Raw genomic sequence first — 14,539 nt, forward strand, 5'->3', positions numbered from 1 at the left:
GCGCCCCGAACGCGTCCGCGCGAGGGGACGCGGAAGGACGACCGCGCCGTGTCACTGCGGCCGGTGGCTGCCGCAGGTGCCGAGGCTGCACCAGCGGCGCTGTCCGCTCCGGTCGGGGAACAGCCAGCCGCAGTCCGGGCCGGGGCAGGCGCGTACGGTGAACCGCCGTGCGTCGGACAGGAGTTCGGCCGCGCTCCGGGCGACCGCGAGGAGGGGCAGCCGCAGCCCCGCGGCGGGGGAGAGACGCCAGAGTCCGAGCCCGTCCTCGCCGCGCACGAACTCCGCGAGCCCGGCGGCCTCCTCGGCCACGGCCGCCACCGCCTTGAAGGCCCGCGCATCGCCCGGGTCCGTCAGACAGGCGTAGAGGTCCGCACGGAACTCCCGGGCCTCCGCCAGCGCGGCCGCCGCCTCGTCCGGCCGCTGCCGGGCCCGTCCGGTCAGCCGGCTGACGAGGTGATCCTCCGTCAGGTCCAGATGGCCGGCCCAGACGGCGAGCGTGCGGTAGCCGCGCAGCCACTCCGAGCCGGGCCGCCGCGGACCGCCCCAGCCGGCGTAGGTGTTGCAGAACTCCAGGGCCGGATGGCCGCCGGTGCTCCACGGCAGCCACTCCCCGCGGACCCGTACGGCGTGGACGGGCGCGGGCGGCCGGTCCAGTCCGGGGTCACCGCGCAGGACGCGTTCGTGCAGGCCGCGCAGCCCTTCACCCGGCTCGACGCCGAACCTCTCCGCCAGGGCGCCGCGGGTCTCCCGGTACAGCTCCAGCGCCTCGGACTGCCGGCCGCTCCGGTACAGCGCCGTCATCCGCCGCGCGACCAGCCCCTCGCGCTCCGGATGCTCCCGGGCCGGGGCGGCCAGACCGGCCGCCACGCGGTCGTGGAGACCCATGTCGAGCTGCGTCCCGGCCCGCTGCTCCAGCGTGGAGAGCCGCAGCTCCTCCAGTTCGCCGCCGAGCCGGTCGCGCAGCCGGTCGCCGGCGGTGCCCGCGAGCAGCGGCCCCCGCCACAGCGCGAGGGCCCGGTCCTGGAGCCGGACGCGTTCGGCGGGGTCCGTCGCGGCGGCCGCCTCCCGCACGAGGCGGATGAACTCCCCGGCGTCGGTCACCGCCCCGGCGGGGTCGAGGGCGTAGCCGTCGTGCCGGGTGCCGATCCGCGGCCCGTACGGCCGGAGGGCGGCCCGCAGCCGGCCGACGTAGGTGTGGACGGTGCCGCGCGCCGAGGCCGGGGCGGCGCCGTCCCAGAGGAGGTCGATGAGGCGCTCGGTGGTGACGGCACGCCCCGGGCAGAGCAGCAGGACCGCCAGCAGGCAGCGCTCCTGGCGGCGGACGCTCCCGAGGACCGGCCGCCCCTGATGGCGGGCTTCGAAGGCGCCGAGCAGTTGGAACTCCATGACGAACTTCATGACGCGGCCGACCCTAGCCGGGAGGCGGGGCCTCGCGTCACGGGGTGCGGGGAGCCCGGCGCGGTCCGGGGGAGAGGTGGTGCGGTGCCTGCGCCGGACCGCCGGCATTCGGTGGTGAGAGTGTGGTGAGCGGCCGGGGAGAGGCTGACGGCCGAGACCTTCCGACCCGTCCCCTTCCCCAGGAGAAGCGGCCATGCGACGCACCACTCTCGTCCTGCCCGTCCTCGTCACGGCACTGCTCGGCACCGCACCGCCCGCCACGGCCGCGTCCGGTCCGGGGCCCGCCGCGGGCGCGTCCGCGGCGGCGTCCGCGGGGCAGGGCACGCGCTGGGAGCCGGCGCCGTCCGCGCCGTGGGACGTTCCCGCCGGGGCCCGCTGCGACTTCCCCGTCCACGGGGAGCCGGTGGTGGACGAGGTGGTGCGGCGGGTCCTGGAGACGCGGCCCGACGGCTCCGCGAAGCGGGTGGCGTACAAGGGAGACCTGGTCATCCGGGTCACCAACCAGGAGACCGGCGCCTCGTACGACGCCGACGCGAGCGGCACGGCCGTCGTCGAGTACCGCACCGACGGCTCGCAGTTCTGGACGGTGCTCGGCCCGGTGCTGGTGGGCGTCGGCGAGAACGGCGGCAATCTGGCGCGCGGCCTCTACATCGTCGACGGCGCCTACACCCTGGAGATCGGCCCGACCGGCTACAAGACCGTCACCATGGCGGCCGGTACGACGGACGACCTCTGCGCGCGCATCGGCTGAGGCGCAGGACACCGCCGTAGTCCGGCGCCCCGGTACCCCGGAACGCCCGGGTGCCGGAGCGCCGGGCCGGACCCGCCCATCGGCGGCCGCCGGGAACGGGGGTTCCGGCGGCCGCCGAGGCCGTCCGCCCCGGCCGGCCCTCCGCCGCCGGCGCACCGCCGGGCGCGGGGAGCTCCGCCGCGGCGCCCGCCCCGCCTCCCGTCCCGGAAGAAGGCTCACGGACCGCCGGCACCCCTGCCCGCGTCCTCCTCCTCGCGCCGCCGGAAGCTCTGCACCAGCCAGGACGAGAACACGCCGACCACCGCGCCGATCAGCCCGACGCCCACGCTCATCAGGAGCACGCCGACGAGCCGGCCGTGAAAGGTCACCGGCGCCACGTCCCCGTAACCGGTGGTGGACAGCGTGACGCACACCCACCACAGGGCGTCACCGAAGTTCTCGATGGTCGCCTCCCGCGCACCGCGCTCGGCGCGGTAGACGGACAGGGCGCCGACGAAGCCCAGGAGCAGCGCGGTCAGGCCGCTGTACGCCATGACCTGTCCCTCCAGGGACAGCAGCGGGCTCCGGCGCCGGCGTCGGCGCCGGTACAGATACCGGACCAGGGCCAGCGGCCGGAGCGCGGGCAGAACCAGGACGATCACATCCAGCCAGTGCCCCCGTACGAACGTCCAGCGGCGCCGGCTGAGCGCCAGCCGCACCAGGTAGTCGGCGGCGAACAGGGCCCAGGTGACGAACATGGTCCAGGACCAGGCGAGCCGCCAGGCCGGTGAGGCGTCCTGGTCCAGCACCGTGAGGGTGTAGGCCGCCAGGTAGAGCAGGGAGGCCGTGATCAGCGGCAGCTGACCCCGGTGTTCCCACCGCCGTACCGCATCGTCGTCGTCCACCGTCCCAGCATCACGGGGCCGGCCGGAAGGCCCGGAGGGTGACACGGGGCGAACGGGCGAAGCGACGCCGGAGGGACGGGACGGCCCGGACCGGCGGGCGGACGCACCCGCGGGCCCCGCTGATTGTCGTGGTCGCGGAGCATCCGCGTGACGGTGGCGGGCGAGGCGTGCCGGCCCTTCTTCGTGCCGGTGGTGGCGATGGTGGCGGGTCAGCCCGCGCCGCCGTCGAGGAGGCGGCTGTTGCGGAGGCGCAGGGCGCGTTCGGTGCCGGCCGCCAGGGTGACGAGCAGGACGGCGATGTTCATCCGCACCGACAGGTGCACGGGTGCGGTGAACGCCCCGACGTGCTGGGCGATCCCGGGGGGCTCGGTCAGCTTCTCTGCGAGCTGCGAGACGAGCAGCACCAGCGCGGTGGCGAGTGCCACCGCCGAGAAGCACCCGATGACGCGGCTCAGCGTCGGGTGCCGCCGCGCGAGGCTCATGTCCGTGCTCCCGCTTCCGTTCCCGGCTCCTGCCGCTTCCACTGCGGTCCCCCCCGGCTACGCGCCCGGCTGTCCGCTCGGCTGCTCCGCGGAGCAGGCCACGTCGTGGGCCGGGCGCTTCCCGGTGGTCAGGTACGTGGTCACCGCGTCGTTCGCGCAGGTGTTGGCGGCGTTCGGGTAGAGGCCGTGGCCGCCCTGGTCGGCGGTGACCATCGTGGCCCGCTTGCCGAACGCCTCCCGCAGCTTCTTCGCGCCGGCCAGTGGCGTGCCCGGGTCGCGCTCGTTCTGCACCATGAGGACGTTCGACGGACCGCGGTCACCGATCCGCACCTGCGGCTCGGTGCGCTCGTCCGGCCAGAAGGCGCACGGTCCGATGTTGGCGGTGGACCCGCCCATCATCGGGTACTTCTCGCGGTCCACCGCGGTGTTGCGCTGGTAGACCCCGATCGCGCTCGGCCAGCGGCTGTCGTTGCAGATCACGTAATAACGGGAGGACGTGGCGTTCTCCGTGTCCGGCGCCGGCGGGCTCGGCGGCAGCGGCCGGCCCGTGTCGAGGGCCTGCCAGGTCTTCGCCACCAGGGGCATGTTGGAGTCGAGGTACAGCTTGCTGAACGTGTCCGTGCGGAAGCGCGCCCCGTCGTATCCCTGAGCCGGCTTCTTCTCCAGCCGCTCCGCCAACGCGAAGAACGTGCGCTTCACTTGCTGCTGCGTGCCGCCCAGGCCGTACTCCGGGTGCGCGGCGGCGTACTTCGCGAAGTCCGGGAACCGGTCCTCCATGCCTCGGCCGAACAGCCGCGCGGCGCTGATGTCGTACCCCTTCGGGCCGAGGTTGCTGTCCAGCACGATCCGGTCGCTCTTCCCGGGGAAGAGCGTCGTGAAGACCGCACCGAGGAAGGTGCCGTAGGAGCCGCCGAAGTACGAGATCTTCGATTCGCCGAGGGCGGCCCTGATCCGTTCCATGTCGCGGGCGGTGTTCGCTGTGCTGACGTGCGGCAGCATCCACGAGGTCTTCGAGTCGGCGCACTGCCGGGCGATGTCCCTCGCGTGGTCCGCCTCCTGCGTGACATCGGCCGCGGTCCGCGCGTACACCGGCCGGTGCTCCAGCTGCTCGGGCGTGAGGTCGCAGGTCACCGGCGTACTGCGGCCGACACCGCGCGGGTCAAAACCGATCAGGTCGTACGAGTCCTGCACCTCCTGCGGCAGCCCCGAGACGGCGAGCGCGGCCGGGTAGCCGAGGCCCGCCAGTCCCGGGCCGCCCGGGTTCACCAGCAGCGCGCCGCGGCGCTTCGAGGGGTTCTCGCTCGTCAGCCGGGAGACGGCGATGTCGATCTTGCGGCCGTCCGGGTCCCGGTAGTCCAGGGGGACTTCGAGCGTCGCGCACTCCAGCCGGGTCATGGGGTTCTTGCCGGAGTTCTTCGGCGTCCTCGGCTCCCCGCTGTCCCCGGACTTCTGCTCCGTGTCCCTGCACGAGCCCCACCGCAGGGTCTCGGCCGTCGCCTCGGCGGTGTCCGAGACCGTCGCCAACGACACCCCCGCGAGGGCGGTCGCCACCACAGAAGAGGTGGCGATGCCGAGGGGCAGGGCCTTCGTCCGGCGCATGTGATGATCTCCTCAGTTGTCAGTTGTCAGTTGTCAGATGTCTGCCGGATGCCAGCCGGCTGTCGGATGCCACGCGCCAGGCGCGTGGTGCGGCCACGGGATCAGGCGCTCGGTGCGCCCCGCCCGGTGCCGGGCGGGAGCCGGAGTTCCGCGTCCGGTCGACTCGGTACGTGAACGAGTCTGTTCAGCGGGCTTCGCGGACACATCGGACCGGCGTCTCGAACCGTCCTCGACCGGGGTCCAGGGGGTGGTACGACCGAGGTCGGGGGTGAGATGGACCCCGGTCCGCTGCGCGTGCCCATGCGCCTCGCGACAATGACGGCCATGGACACGGACGAGATGCCCCGGCCCGGCGGGTGGCAGCAGGCCTGGCGGCTGGGGGCGGCCGCGGCGGCGGGCGTCCCGGTGTGGCTCTCCGCCGGTGTGCTGCTGGCGGACGGGCAGGCGGCGGAGACGGGCTCCTGGTTCGCCACCGGTGATCCGTTGGTGGCGCTCGGCTGCCTGACGCTGCTGCTGTGGCGGCGCCGGTTCCCGCTCGCCGTCGCCATGACGGTCGCGATCGCCTCGACCGCGTCGATGCTGGCCACCGGCGCGGCGCTCCTGGCGCTGACCTCGATCTCCACGCGCCGCCGCCCGGTAGAGGCCGGGGCGGTCGTCCTGGCGTACGTGGTCGCGTCCTCGCTCGCCGTCGGGCTCTATCCCGTCGAGGACGGTGACGGTGCGACCTGGCTGGAGCGGGCGGTGATCCCCGCGCTGACCGCGGGCATCGCGGTCGCCCTCGGTACGGCGGTCGGGGCGCGGCGCGTGGAGATACGGTCGCTGCGCGAGCGCGCGGAGAGCGCAGAGCGGGAACAGGCGGCGCGGGCGGCGCAGGCGCGTGCCCTGGAACGGAACCGGATCGCGCGGGAGATGCACGACGTGCTGGCGCACCGTATCTCCCTGGTCGCCATGCAGGCCGGCGTCCTCGGCCACCGCTCCGACCTCGGGCCCGAGGAGAGCAGCACGCTGCTGCGCGGCATCGCCGACGGCTCCCAGCAGGCACTGGAAGAACTGCGCGACGTCCTCGGGGTGCTCCGGGCCGGCCCGGACCGCCCGGAACCGCCGCAGCCCTCCCTCGACCGCGTCCCCGAACTGGTGGACGACGCCCGTACGTCGGGGCTGGACGCGACGCTCGCCGGCACGGTGTCGGGAACGCCGTCCGACACCCTTGGGCGGACCTGCTACCGAGTCGTCCAGGAGGGCCTGACCAACGCGGCCAAGCACGCCCCGGGCGCGTGCGTGAGCGTCACCCTGGAGGGAGCGGCCGGCGGCGAACTGCGTGTCACCGTCCGCAACTCCCGTGCCAACGCCCGTGCCAACGCCCGTACGGAGCGGCCGCCATCCTCCGGTTTCGGCCTGTCCGGCCTCGGCGAACGCGTCACCCTCGCCGACGGGACGCTCGACCACGGCCCCGCACCCGACGGCGGATACATCCTCATCGCGCGGCTACCCTGGCCGCACCAGCCCCAGGAGAGATGAGGGACGTGGACAGCGAGCGAGAGCCGGTGCGGGTCGTCATCGTCGACGACGACCAGCTGGTACGGATGGCGCTGCGCCTGATCATCGACGGCGAACCGGATCTGGCGGTCGTCGCGGAGGCGACGGACGGGAACGCCGCGATCGGCGCCGTGGACGAACACCGGCCGGACGTCGTCCTGATGGACGTGCGGATGCCCCGCCGCGACGGTCTCAGCGCGACCCGGGAGCTGCTCGGCCGGCCCGCTCCGCCGCGCGTGCTCATGCTCACCACCTTCGACTCCGACGACCTGGTGCTCGACGCGCTGCGCTCCGGGGCTCTCGGCTTCGTGCTCAAGGACACCCCGCCCACGCGGATCGTCGACGCCGTACGGACGGTCGCCGGCGGCGACCCCGTACTCTCCCCCGCAGCCACCGCGCGTGATCGCCGCGGCCACCGGGCCGCAGTCCTCCGGATCCGACACCCGCACCGCGACCCGCGAAGCGGCGCGGAAGCGCCTGGCCGCACTGACCGAACGCGAACTCGACACCGCCCACGCCATCGCGGACGGTCTCGGCAACCCGGAGATCGCCGAGCGCCTGCACATCAGCGTCGCCACCGTGAAGGCGCACACCAGCAGCCTGTTCGCCAAGCTGGCGGTCGAGAACAGGGTGCAGATCGCCCTGGTGGTGCGCGACGCGGCGGAATGACCTCCGCGCCGTCCAGGAGCCGGGCGCGGGGGTCGGACCAGCGGTGCGAGGGAGAGGCGAACACGTCGCGGCGCTGAAGGGCGCGGTGCAGCTGCTCCAGCACGCACACACGTACGCGTCCCGGTCCACCGGCCCCTGCGGCAGGTCGGCGTTCGCGCACACCGCCTTGCGCCACGCGGCCGGCAAGCTTGTCGACGACCTCGCGCGGCAGCAGCGGCTTGTCCTTCACCCGCCGCCGGGCCGGCGCGGGCAGCCGCCGGACCCCGGCCAGTACCCGCGTGCCGGGAGGCGCCGCCTGGGGGCCTTCGGCTCTCCCGGCAGCGCCAGGAACGGCCGCACCGCGTTGTAGCGAGTGGTCAGGGCCGCCCGCATCACGACATCGGCGGAGTCCTCGTCCTCGGGCACCAGCGCAGCCACCGGCGCCGCCGCACTCATCACCGCCCGCGGGGCGGCCTCCTCGACCGAGAAGAACCGGTCCAGCTCCGGCCGGGTCGGCTCCTCATTGAACTTCCGGTACGAAGCCGCCTGCTCGTCGGACAAGAACTCCCCTGGCATGGGCCTCACGCCATGGGCGTCCACCGGCACCCCGGGATCTTCCGCCGAACCCCGTCACCGGGCCCGGCCGTGGTGCCGGACGCTCAGGATCACAGCCTTGGCGTTCACCGCCGTAACGATGTTCACCGAGGCCGGGATACCCCATTGGGGTTTTGTTCTTGATACCCCAGGGGGTATAGTCGACCGCAGGGAAGAGACCAACGAAGGGAAAGTGCCATGTGTCAGCGTGTTACCTGCCGTACCTGCGGAAAGTTCACCTACTCGGGATGCGGTGGACATGTCGACCAGGTGCTGGCGGGCGTCCCGGCCTCCAAGCGCTGCGACTGCGACTCGGCGGCGGGCAAGGCCAAGGCCGGCGGCTCCGGCTGGAAGTCGCTCTTCGGCCGGGGCTGACGCGCGGCGCCCCACCGCGCACGCCCGGTGCGCGGTGGGGCGCTCGCATGCCGTGGGCCGGCGCACGGGGTCCGGCCGCAGCCGGCTCCGCGGCGGAAGACCGGGACCGGCGCCGGGCCGCTCCGGCCCCCGGGCCGGTGACGTGGCTCACGGGGAACCCCTGACGGCCCTCCCCGCCCGCGGGAGGCGTCCTACCGGCGTACGAGGATCGAGTCCACGGCGCTGGTGACATTCTCCCCGAAGGCGTCCGTGTAGCGCGTGTCCAGGGCGTACCGCCGCTCGGCCGACTCGAGGAAGGCCAGCAGATCGGCCCGCTTGACGATGCTGTCCTCGATGACGAGGTAGTCGCCCGGCCGCGCAACGGTGTCGAAGTGCGCGAGGACCCCCGGACATTGACGTGGGCGTCCTCGACGACCAGCCACGGGTGTTCCAGGGCCGACAGCTCGGCCCGGCCCAGCACCGTCCCGATCTCGGTGAGGTCGCCCCGGCGGAAGGTGACGCGCGCGTCCCGCACGGCCACCGGGTTCCGGTCGACGGAGAGGACGGCCGGCTCCAGTCCTGCCGAAGCAGCAACGTCTGCCATCCAGACGGCGCTCGCCCCCGAGCCGGAGCCGAGTTCGATGATGCTCGCCGGCCGCAGCTCGGAGATCAGCATGGGGATGATCGCGGCATCGTAGACGGACTTGACGAGCGGCAGACCCGCCCAGGTCAGGGTCGACACGACGCCCTGACTCCGATGGATGGTGCGCTGGTCGGCGGCCATCGCCGCGTGCACCTCCCGCAGCGATCTGCGGAGTCTCTCCGTGGGATCGGCGAACCGGGGCGCCTCCGCCCGGCGGAGAAAGTCGGTCAACTCCGTCACCGCGGCACGGAATTGCCCCGACCGGCGGGAGTCCGGCGCGCCGTCGAGGGCGGAGTGCGCGATCTCGGCGAGCAGCAGCATCCTGTTGTCGAAGAACGTGGGAACGCCGTTCTGCGCCGCCACCTTCCTCCGTACCACCCTGCGGGACCGCGCGATGGCCGACGCCACATCGGCGTCCGGGGGGAACTCCCCGTCAGCTCCGGCTGCTTGTGGTGCGTCCTGCATCGATTTCCTCTTCCTGTCCGACATTCCTGTCGTCACCGATGCCGTCGCCCGAGGACTCCGTGCCGGAGGCAGCGACGCGGCGGGCGTAGGCGAGGAGCGCGTCCGCGAGGCCCGGCGGGTCCCGCCGGGCCGCGGCCGTGACGGCTCGCCGTATCTCCTCCGGCCCGTGGCCCGCGCCGTCCACCACCACCGCCACCCGCTCCGGCGCGAGCAACTCTGCTGCCCGGGCGCGAAACCGGGCCGGGGTGAGGCCCTCCGGCGGGGGCTCCGCCGGTACGGCCGGCGACGCGGCGCCGGCTGCTGCCACGGCCGCGGGGCTGCCGGTGGTGGCGGCGCTGTCCCGCTGGTACGCCTCCACCGTGCTGCGCAGATCGTCCGCGTCCACCTCCCCGGCCGCGAGGCCGAACAGCTCGCCGAGCGCGGTCACTGCGGCCGGGGCCACCAGGGCCTGGGCCACCTCGAAGCGGATCCGGAGCGAGCAGACCCCGCCGTCCTGCCACAGCTCGCCGTGCACGGAGTAGGCCAGGGCGGAAGCGTCCCGCAGGGCCCGGGAGAGCCGGGACGAGGCGGTCGCCACGAGGAGGCGGCGGGCGATCTCCAGGATCAAGGGGGCATCGTCCCGGGCCGTGGCCCGGACCCCGAGCATCACCACGCACCCCCCGCCCCCGGTGCGTCGCCGCAGGGTCAGGGGCCGCACCCGGGCAGCGAAGTCGTCCGCCGGGTTCGGCTGCCCGGGCTCCGAAGATCCCCGGTGCCGCGTCTCCGCCGCCGTCTCCGGCGCCGGAGACGGGCAGGCCCGGACGAGGGCGCGCAGGTCCACCCGCGTGAGGTCGGCGGCGACCACGAGGTCGCGGGGCGCGCTCAGCACGCCCCGGTGAAAGGCGTGCACGGCGTCGGCGTCGACGCGCGCGGCGGAGCCGGCGTCACCGGCCATGCCGCGTCCGTACCGGCTGCCCGGGAACAGTGCCGCGTCGAGCAGCGGTCCCGCGGATCCGCCGGGTGCCCGGCGGGCCGCGGCGAGGGCCCGGCCGCGGCGCCGCGCGAGCGCCCGCACCTCCTGAGGCGTGGGGCGGAACGCGCCGAGGGCCCGGGCCAGCAGGGCGAGGGCGTCCGCCAGGCAGTCCGGAGTCGAGTCGAGCGTGAGCCGGACCGCCTGCCACCCCAGGCTGAGAGTGAGGGTCGTGCCCAGCTCCTCCAGCCCGGTCTCGAAGCACTCCCGTGCTCCCCGCTCACCGGCTCCGCCGTCGCGGCGCAGGAGCACCGCCCAGGTGGACCCGGTGCCCTCCCGGCCCGGCGGGTCCGCTCCCGCACCGTGCCGCAGCAGCAGGGACGCGGAGGCCGTCAGCCTGCCGGGCAGGTGGACGGGGACCAGCCGGGTCCGGGGCGTCCGTGCACGGAAGGCCCTCACCGCGCGGTCTCCGCGGCCACGGTGCCCGCCTCGTCGCAGACGAGGAAGGTCGCGGCGGCCGTGCTGCGCCCGGCGGCGTGCACGACGGCCTGCTCGGTGACGTCGGCGACCGCCTCGGCCGCGGTGTAGGCGTCATGCGCCCCGCCGGTGACGCGGGTGTGGACGGCGAACGCCTCCGCCCGCCGGGCGGGGTCGTCCAGCCCGGCGAGCCGCTGCCACCGGACGAGCCGGACGGCCCGCTGGAGTTCCCGGGGCGCGAGGCCACCGGAGACCGAGGTGAGAGCGGTCCGCACGCCGTCCAGCAGGCGTGCCCCGGTGGTGCCCGGTGTGGCGGCCACCGCGCCGTAGAGCAGCGAGCTGCCCCGCTCCAGTTCCCACGAGGCCAGCAGCTCCCCGGCCGGGCGGGCGATGCGGGCGCGGCGTACGGCCGAGCGGAACAGCCGGCTGCCCCTGCCCAGGCCGAGAACCGCCGCCAGCACGGCGTACGCGGGGTGTTCCCGGGCGCCGTACGGCGGAGTGTGCAGCAGGGCGTACACCCGGGGCGGGGTGCCTCCGGGGCAGGTGGTCCGGGCGACGGCGGGTGAGGTGCGGAGCGGGCCGGGGGGCCGGTCCGGGGGTGGCGGGACGTCGCTGTCCCCGGGGGCGGCGCCGAGGGTGGTGGCGGCCGTGCCGGCCACCGTGTCCGGGTCCAGGTCGCCGACCACGACCAGGGTGGCCCGCTCGGGCCGGTAGTGCCGGCGGTGGAAGCGGGCGACCTCCTCGGGGGAGAGGCGGCCCAGCGCGTCCGTGTCGCCCATCGACGGGTGGCGGTAGGGGTGGCCGGGAGGGTACGCGTGCTCGAAGAGCAGCCGCGCCGCGTTGCCGAAGGGCCCGCGGCAGCGCTCCCGTTCCTCCCGCCGGACCAGTGCCAGATGGCCGGCGAGGGCCCGCTCGTCGAGCTCCCGCGCGAGGTTGGTCATCCGGTCGGCCTCCATGGCCAGGGCCAGCGGCAGCAGATCGGACGGGACGGTCATGGTGAAGGCCGAACGGTCCTGGTTGGTGGACGCGTTGACGTCCCGGGCGCCGGAGCGCCGGAGGGTCTCCAGGAAGTCGGGGTGTCTGCGGGTGCCCAGGAACATCAGGTGCTCCAGGAAGTGCGCCAGACCGTGGTGGCCGGGTGCCTCGTGCCGGGAACCGACGTCGTACCGCAGGTGGACGTGGAGCCCGCGCAGGGCCGGGTCCCGCTGGGCGACCACGGTCAGCCCGTTCGCCAGGCGCGTGGTGGACAGCGGGCCGTGCGGGGCGTCGTACCGTTCCACCGCTCAGACCCTGGCGTAGGCGAAACGCACGGGCAGGGCCAGACAGTGGCCGGGGTCCAGCGTGAGTACCAGGCGCTCCTTCGCGAGGAGGGCCAGCGCACGCCGGTCGCCGGGGTCCGGGGTGGCCGGGGCCGCGAATCTGCGCAGCAGGTGCCCGTAGGGCCGGTCCGGGACGGTGTGGCGGCGCGGTGCCCGTGCGTCGCGCAGGTCGTCGACGACGACGAAGCCCGGTCCGCGCCGCAAGGTCAGCAGGGGCGCGGGCGGGACGGGCCAGGCCGGTCCGGCGTCGCCCCGCGGCGGGTCCAGATGGTGCAGCAGCTCTGCCGGTACGTCCCCGGTGCCGCCCTCCCAGTAGACCCGCAGGCCGGTCCCCGCGGCCTCGGTGAGCAGGTGCAGGAAACGCACGGTCGCGGCCGGTTCAGCGGTGGAGAGGCGGACGGGACGGTGGATCACCAGGCCGCGCATGCCCGAGCGCGCCCAGGCCGCCAGCGTCTCCCTGCCGGGGGCGTCCTCGGGCGAGCAGGGCACCAGGAGGGAGGACCGGGTGGCGGTCCGGGCCGATTCACTCATGGCCGAGTCCGGTGGGCAGGGCCACGTACCGGCCGTCCTCGTGGAAGAGCCAGCGCCGTTCCCGCCACTCCTCCAGCAGCCCGGTCACCCGGTCCTCGGTCCCCGGGATGCCCTGTGCGGTCACCTCGCGGGTGACGCCCGCGGCGGAGCGGCCCTTCAAGGTGGCGCGGAAGGCCGCGACGGCGAGCGGGGTGCGGAGCACCTCCTGGACCGGGGTGGGGTTGCGCTCGTCGACGATCCGCAGTGTGTCCCCCTCGGGGAGCGCCACCAGCCGGCGGCCCCGGTGGTGGGCGCGCCAGGTGTCCACGGCGGTCCGCAGGCGGTCCGCGACCTCCTCGGAGATGCCGGCGGGTCTGCTCTCGAACACGTAGCCGATGTCGGCCACCTCCTCGGCGGGCAGCCGGTAGACCTTCTGCAGCAGCCCGGAGGGGCCGAGGTTCTCCAGGCCCAGCCCGGGGTCGTTGTAGAAAGGGCTGAAGCGGGTGAGGACGGCCCGGTAGACACCCTCGGGCGGGGTGAGGTGCCAGAGCCCCGGCAGCTGCTCGATGATCTGCTCGTAGTCGGCCTCCGTCTCCCCCGGGAAGCCGTAGAGGAAGTTCCAGCCGGGGAAGACGGCGACGGTGCGGCTGTCCCGCAGCAGGCGTACGTTCTGCCAGCCGGTGACGCCCTTGCGCATCAGCCGGAGCACATGGGTGCTCAGGCTCTCGATGCCCGGCTGGACCTGGGTGACCCCGGCGTCGGCCAGCACCTTGAGCTGGCCCATCCCGAGGTTCGACTTGATCTCGAAGAAGAGCCGCAGGTCCCAGGGCTGTTCGGCGAGCTTGGGCAGCAGGTCGCGGAGGTAGCCCATGTCCATGATGTTGTCCGCGAAGACGACGTCGAGGACCTGGTGGTCGCGGACCGCGTTGGCGATCTCGGCCAGGACGCGGTCGGAGGACTTCGCCCGGAAGGCCATCAGGGAGCCGTTCAGTCCGCAGAAGGTGCAGTGGTGCTTCTCGCCCCACCAGCAGCCCCGTCCGCCCTCGAGCTGGATCTTCGGCTCCACGTCCGCCACCGCCCGGGCGGCCCGGAAGGTGGCGAAGTAGCCGCTGAGGTCCGCCTCGGGAACGGCGTCGATGGGAAGCCCCGCCGCCGGCTGCTCGTTGGCCCGCGCCCGGCCCCCGGCGTCCCGCCAGCACAGCCCGGGGACCGCGGCGAGCCGTGCCGCCGCCGGGGCAGCGCCCGGCTCCGTACGGGCCAGCAGCCGCAGCAGCGCGGGGAAGACCAACTCCCCCTCGCCGCGCACCACATAGTCCAGGAAGGGGAAGTTCCGGTGCAGCGCCTCGCCCTGCACGTCGTCGCAGTTGGCGCCGCCCATGACCGTGACCACCCCGGGAGCCCGTTCCTTGAGGGCGCGGGCCAGGGCCAGACTCGGCATGTTCTGGTCGAAGGTGCTGGTCATCCCGACCAGGTCGTACCCGCCCGCGGCCAGTTCGCCGGCGAGCGCGTCGACGAAGCCGGAGCTGAGCCGGTACATCTCCACCGCTGCCCGCAGATCGGCCCCGCTGCCGGTCGCCGCGGTGTGGAAGGCCGACCCGACCGGCTCCTCGAAGCCGTACAGGGCGGGCGAGAAGATCCACTCACCGGTCGCCACGTAGTAGCCGTCGACGATGCGCCCGTAGTCGGCGCTGCCGATGGCGCCCCCGGTGCGCTCGTGGACGTGGTCGGCCCAGCGGATGTTGGCGTAGACGGTGTCGACCGCGCCGACTTCCTCCAGCGCGCGGGCGGCCGGCGCGAGGGTGCTGATGGCCATCGAGGGCATGTCGAGCGCCGCCCAGGGCATGCACACCAGCGCCACCCGCAGCGTGCGGACGGGCCCCCGCTCCGGGGCTTCGGGGAGGCCGAGGAACTCCGTCGTGGGCATGGGCCT

At 74.4% G+C, this 14,539-nt stretch carries 12 protein-coding genes and 3 pseudogenes; 4 read left to right on the forward strand and 11 right to left on the reverse strand.

The features are described from left to right. Positions 1–51 precede the first annotated feature (51 nt). Positions 52–1,386 carry a BTAD domain-containing putative transcriptional regulator gene (locus LIX60_RS30335; protein WP_227962979.1) on the reverse strand — a complete coding sequence of 445 codons (1,335 nt, stop codon included), beginning with the start codon at positions 1,384–1,386 and terminating at the stop codon, positions 52–54. Positions 1,387–1,591: 205 nt separating this feature from the next. Here LIX60_RS30335 and LIX60_RS30340 point away from each other — a divergent pair, with 205 nt between their 5' ends. Next, complete coding sequence (locus LIX60_RS30340) at positions 1,592–2,149, forward strand: hypothetical protein (RefSeq protein WP_227962514.1); 558 nt, start codon at positions 1,592–1,594, stop codon at positions 2,147–2,149. A 215-nt stretch (positions 2,150–2,364) separates the two neighbouring features. Here LIX60_RS30340 and LIX60_RS30345 read toward each other — a convergent pair whose 3' ends face one another. From LIX60_RS30345 to LIX60_RS30355, 3 genes are all read right to left on the reverse strand, one after another. Further along, positions 2,365–3,033: a potassium channel family protein gene (locus LIX60_RS30345; RefSeq protein WP_227962515.1), complete on the reverse strand. Its 669-nt coding sequence runs from the start codon at positions 3,031–3,033 to the stop codon at positions 2,365–2,367. 209 nt (positions 3,034–3,242) lie between these two features. Then, entirely contained in the window at positions 3,243–3,515 is a 273-nt protein-coding gene (locus LIX60_RS30350) for a hypothetical protein (protein ID WP_227962516.1), read from the reverse strand. A gap of 57 nt (positions 3,516–3,572) precedes the next feature. Further along, a complete protein-coding gene (locus tag LIX60_RS30355; protein ID WP_227962517.1) occupies positions 3,573–5,114 on the reverse strand; it encodes an alpha/beta hydrolase in 1,542 nt (513 codons plus the stop codon). A 324-nt stretch (positions 5,115–5,438) separates the two neighbouring features. Between LIX60_RS30355 and LIX60_RS30360 the strand changes: the two genes are divergently transcribed. Together LIX60_RS30360 and LIX60_RS30365 are read left to right on the forward strand one after the other, a co-directional pair. Continuing rightward, positions 5,439–6,632 carry a sensor histidine kinase gene (locus LIX60_RS30360; protein WP_227962518.1) on the forward strand — a complete coding sequence of 398 codons (1,194 nt, stop codon included), beginning with the start codon at positions 5,439–5,441 and terminating at the stop codon, positions 6,630–6,632. After that, positions 6,629–7,319: pseudogene (locus LIX60_RS30365) on the forward strand (response regulator). Before LIX60_RS30360 ends, LIX60_RS30365 begins: the two are co-directional and overlap by 4 nt. 1 nt (position 7,320) lies before the next feature. Here LIX60_RS30365 and LIX60_RS32005 read toward each other — a convergent pair. Next, positions 7,321–7,784 (reverse strand): annotated as a pseudogene (locus LIX60_RS32005) (Tn3 family transposase); the annotation flags it as partial. A 306-nt stretch (positions 7,785–8,090) separates the two neighbouring features. On the opposite strand from LIX60_RS32005, the gene LIX60_RS30375 reads away from it, so the two are divergent. Next, complete coding sequence (locus LIX60_RS30375) at positions 8,091–8,267, forward strand: hypothetical protein (protein ID WP_185831325.1); 177 nt, start codon at positions 8,091–8,093, stop codon at positions 8,265–8,267. Positions 8,268–8,458: 191 nt separating this feature from the next. On the opposite strand, the gene LIX60_RS30380 is transcribed toward LIX60_RS30375, so the two are convergent. The 6 genes and pseudogenes from LIX60_RS30380 to LIX60_RS30405 all read right to left on the reverse strand — a co-directional run bounded on the left by LIX60_RS30380 (position 8,459) and on the right by LIX60_RS30405 (position 14,533). After that, positions 8,459–8,689, reverse strand: a complete 231-nt coding sequence (locus LIX60_RS30380) for a hypothetical protein (RefSeq protein WP_227962993.1) — start codon at positions 8,687–8,689, stop codon at positions 8,459–8,461. A 113-nt stretch (positions 8,690–8,802) separates the two neighbouring features. Continuing rightward, positions 8,803–9,378: pseudogene (locus LIX60_RS32010) on the reverse strand (CmcI family methyltransferase); the annotation flags it as partial. After that, positions 9,323–10,762 carry a hypothetical protein gene (locus tag LIX60_RS30390; protein ID WP_227962520.1) on the reverse strand — a complete coding sequence of 480 codons (1,440 nt, stop codon included), beginning with the start codon at positions 10,760–10,762 and terminating at the stop codon, positions 9,323–9,325. The gene LIX60_RS30390 and the pseudogene LIX60_RS32010, both read right to left, overlap by 56 nt. After that, positions 10,759–12,060, reverse strand: coding sequence for a pitrilysin family protein (locus tag LIX60_RS30395; RefSeq protein WP_227962521.1), 1,302 nt, complete (start codon positions 12,058–12,060; stop codon positions 10,759–10,761). The genes LIX60_RS30390 and LIX60_RS30395 overlap by 4 nt, the downstream gene beginning before the upstream one ends. A gap of 3 nt (positions 12,061–12,063) precedes the next feature. Beyond that, a complete protein-coding gene (locus LIX60_RS30400; RefSeq protein ID WP_227962522.1) occupies positions 12,064–12,630 on the reverse strand; it encodes a DUF5825 family protein in 567 nt (188 codons plus the stop codon). Continuing rightward, positions 12,623–14,533 (reverse strand): RiPP maturation radical SAM C-methyltransferase, encoded by a 1,911-nt coding sequence (locus LIX60_RS30405; protein WP_227962523.1) that lies wholly within the window; start codon positions 14,531–14,533, stop codon positions 12,623–12,625. Before LIX60_RS30405 ends, LIX60_RS30400 begins: the two co-directional genes overlap by 8 nt. Positions 14,534–14,539 lie beyond the last annotated feature (6 nt).

The organism is Streptomyces sp. S07_1.15 (assembly GCF_020739505.1).
Taxonomy (GTDB): Bacteria; Actinomycetota; Actinomycetes; order Streptomycetales; family Streptomycetaceae; genus Streptomyces; species Streptomyces xinghaiensis.

Coding starts and splice junctions, on each gene's coding strand:
- LIX60_RS30335 (WP_227962979.1), bottom strand. CDS start 1,386: ATGGAGTTCCAACTGCTCGGCGCCTTCGAAGCCCGCCATCAGGGGCGG.
- LIX60_RS30340 (WP_227962514.1), top strand. CDS start 1,592: ATGCGACGCACCACTCTCGTCCTGCCCGTCCTCGTCACGGCACTGCTC.
- LIX60_RS30350 (WP_227962516.1), bottom strand. CDS start 3,515: ATGAGCCTCGCGCGGCGGCACCCGACGCTGAGCCGCGTCATCGGGTGC.
- LIX60_RS30355 (WP_227962517.1), bottom strand. CDS start 5,114: ATGCGCCGGACGAAGGCCCTGCCCCTCGGCATCGCCACCTCTTCTGTG.
- LIX60_RS30360 (WP_227962518.1), top strand. CDS start 5,439: ATGGACACGGACGAGATGCCCCGGCCCGGCGGGTGGCAGCAGGCCTGG.
- LIX60_RS30375 (WP_185831325.1), top strand. CDS start 8,091: ATGTGTCAGCGTGTTACCTGCCGTACCTGCGGAAAGTTCACCTACTCG.
- LIX60_RS30400 (WP_227962522.1), bottom strand. CDS start 12,630: ATGAGTGAATCGGCCCGGACCGCCACCCGGTCCTCCCTCCTGGTGCCC.
- LIX60_RS30405 (WP_227962523.1), bottom strand. CDS start 14,533: ATGCCCACGACGGAGTTCCTCGGCCTCCCCGAAGCCCCGGAGCGGGGG.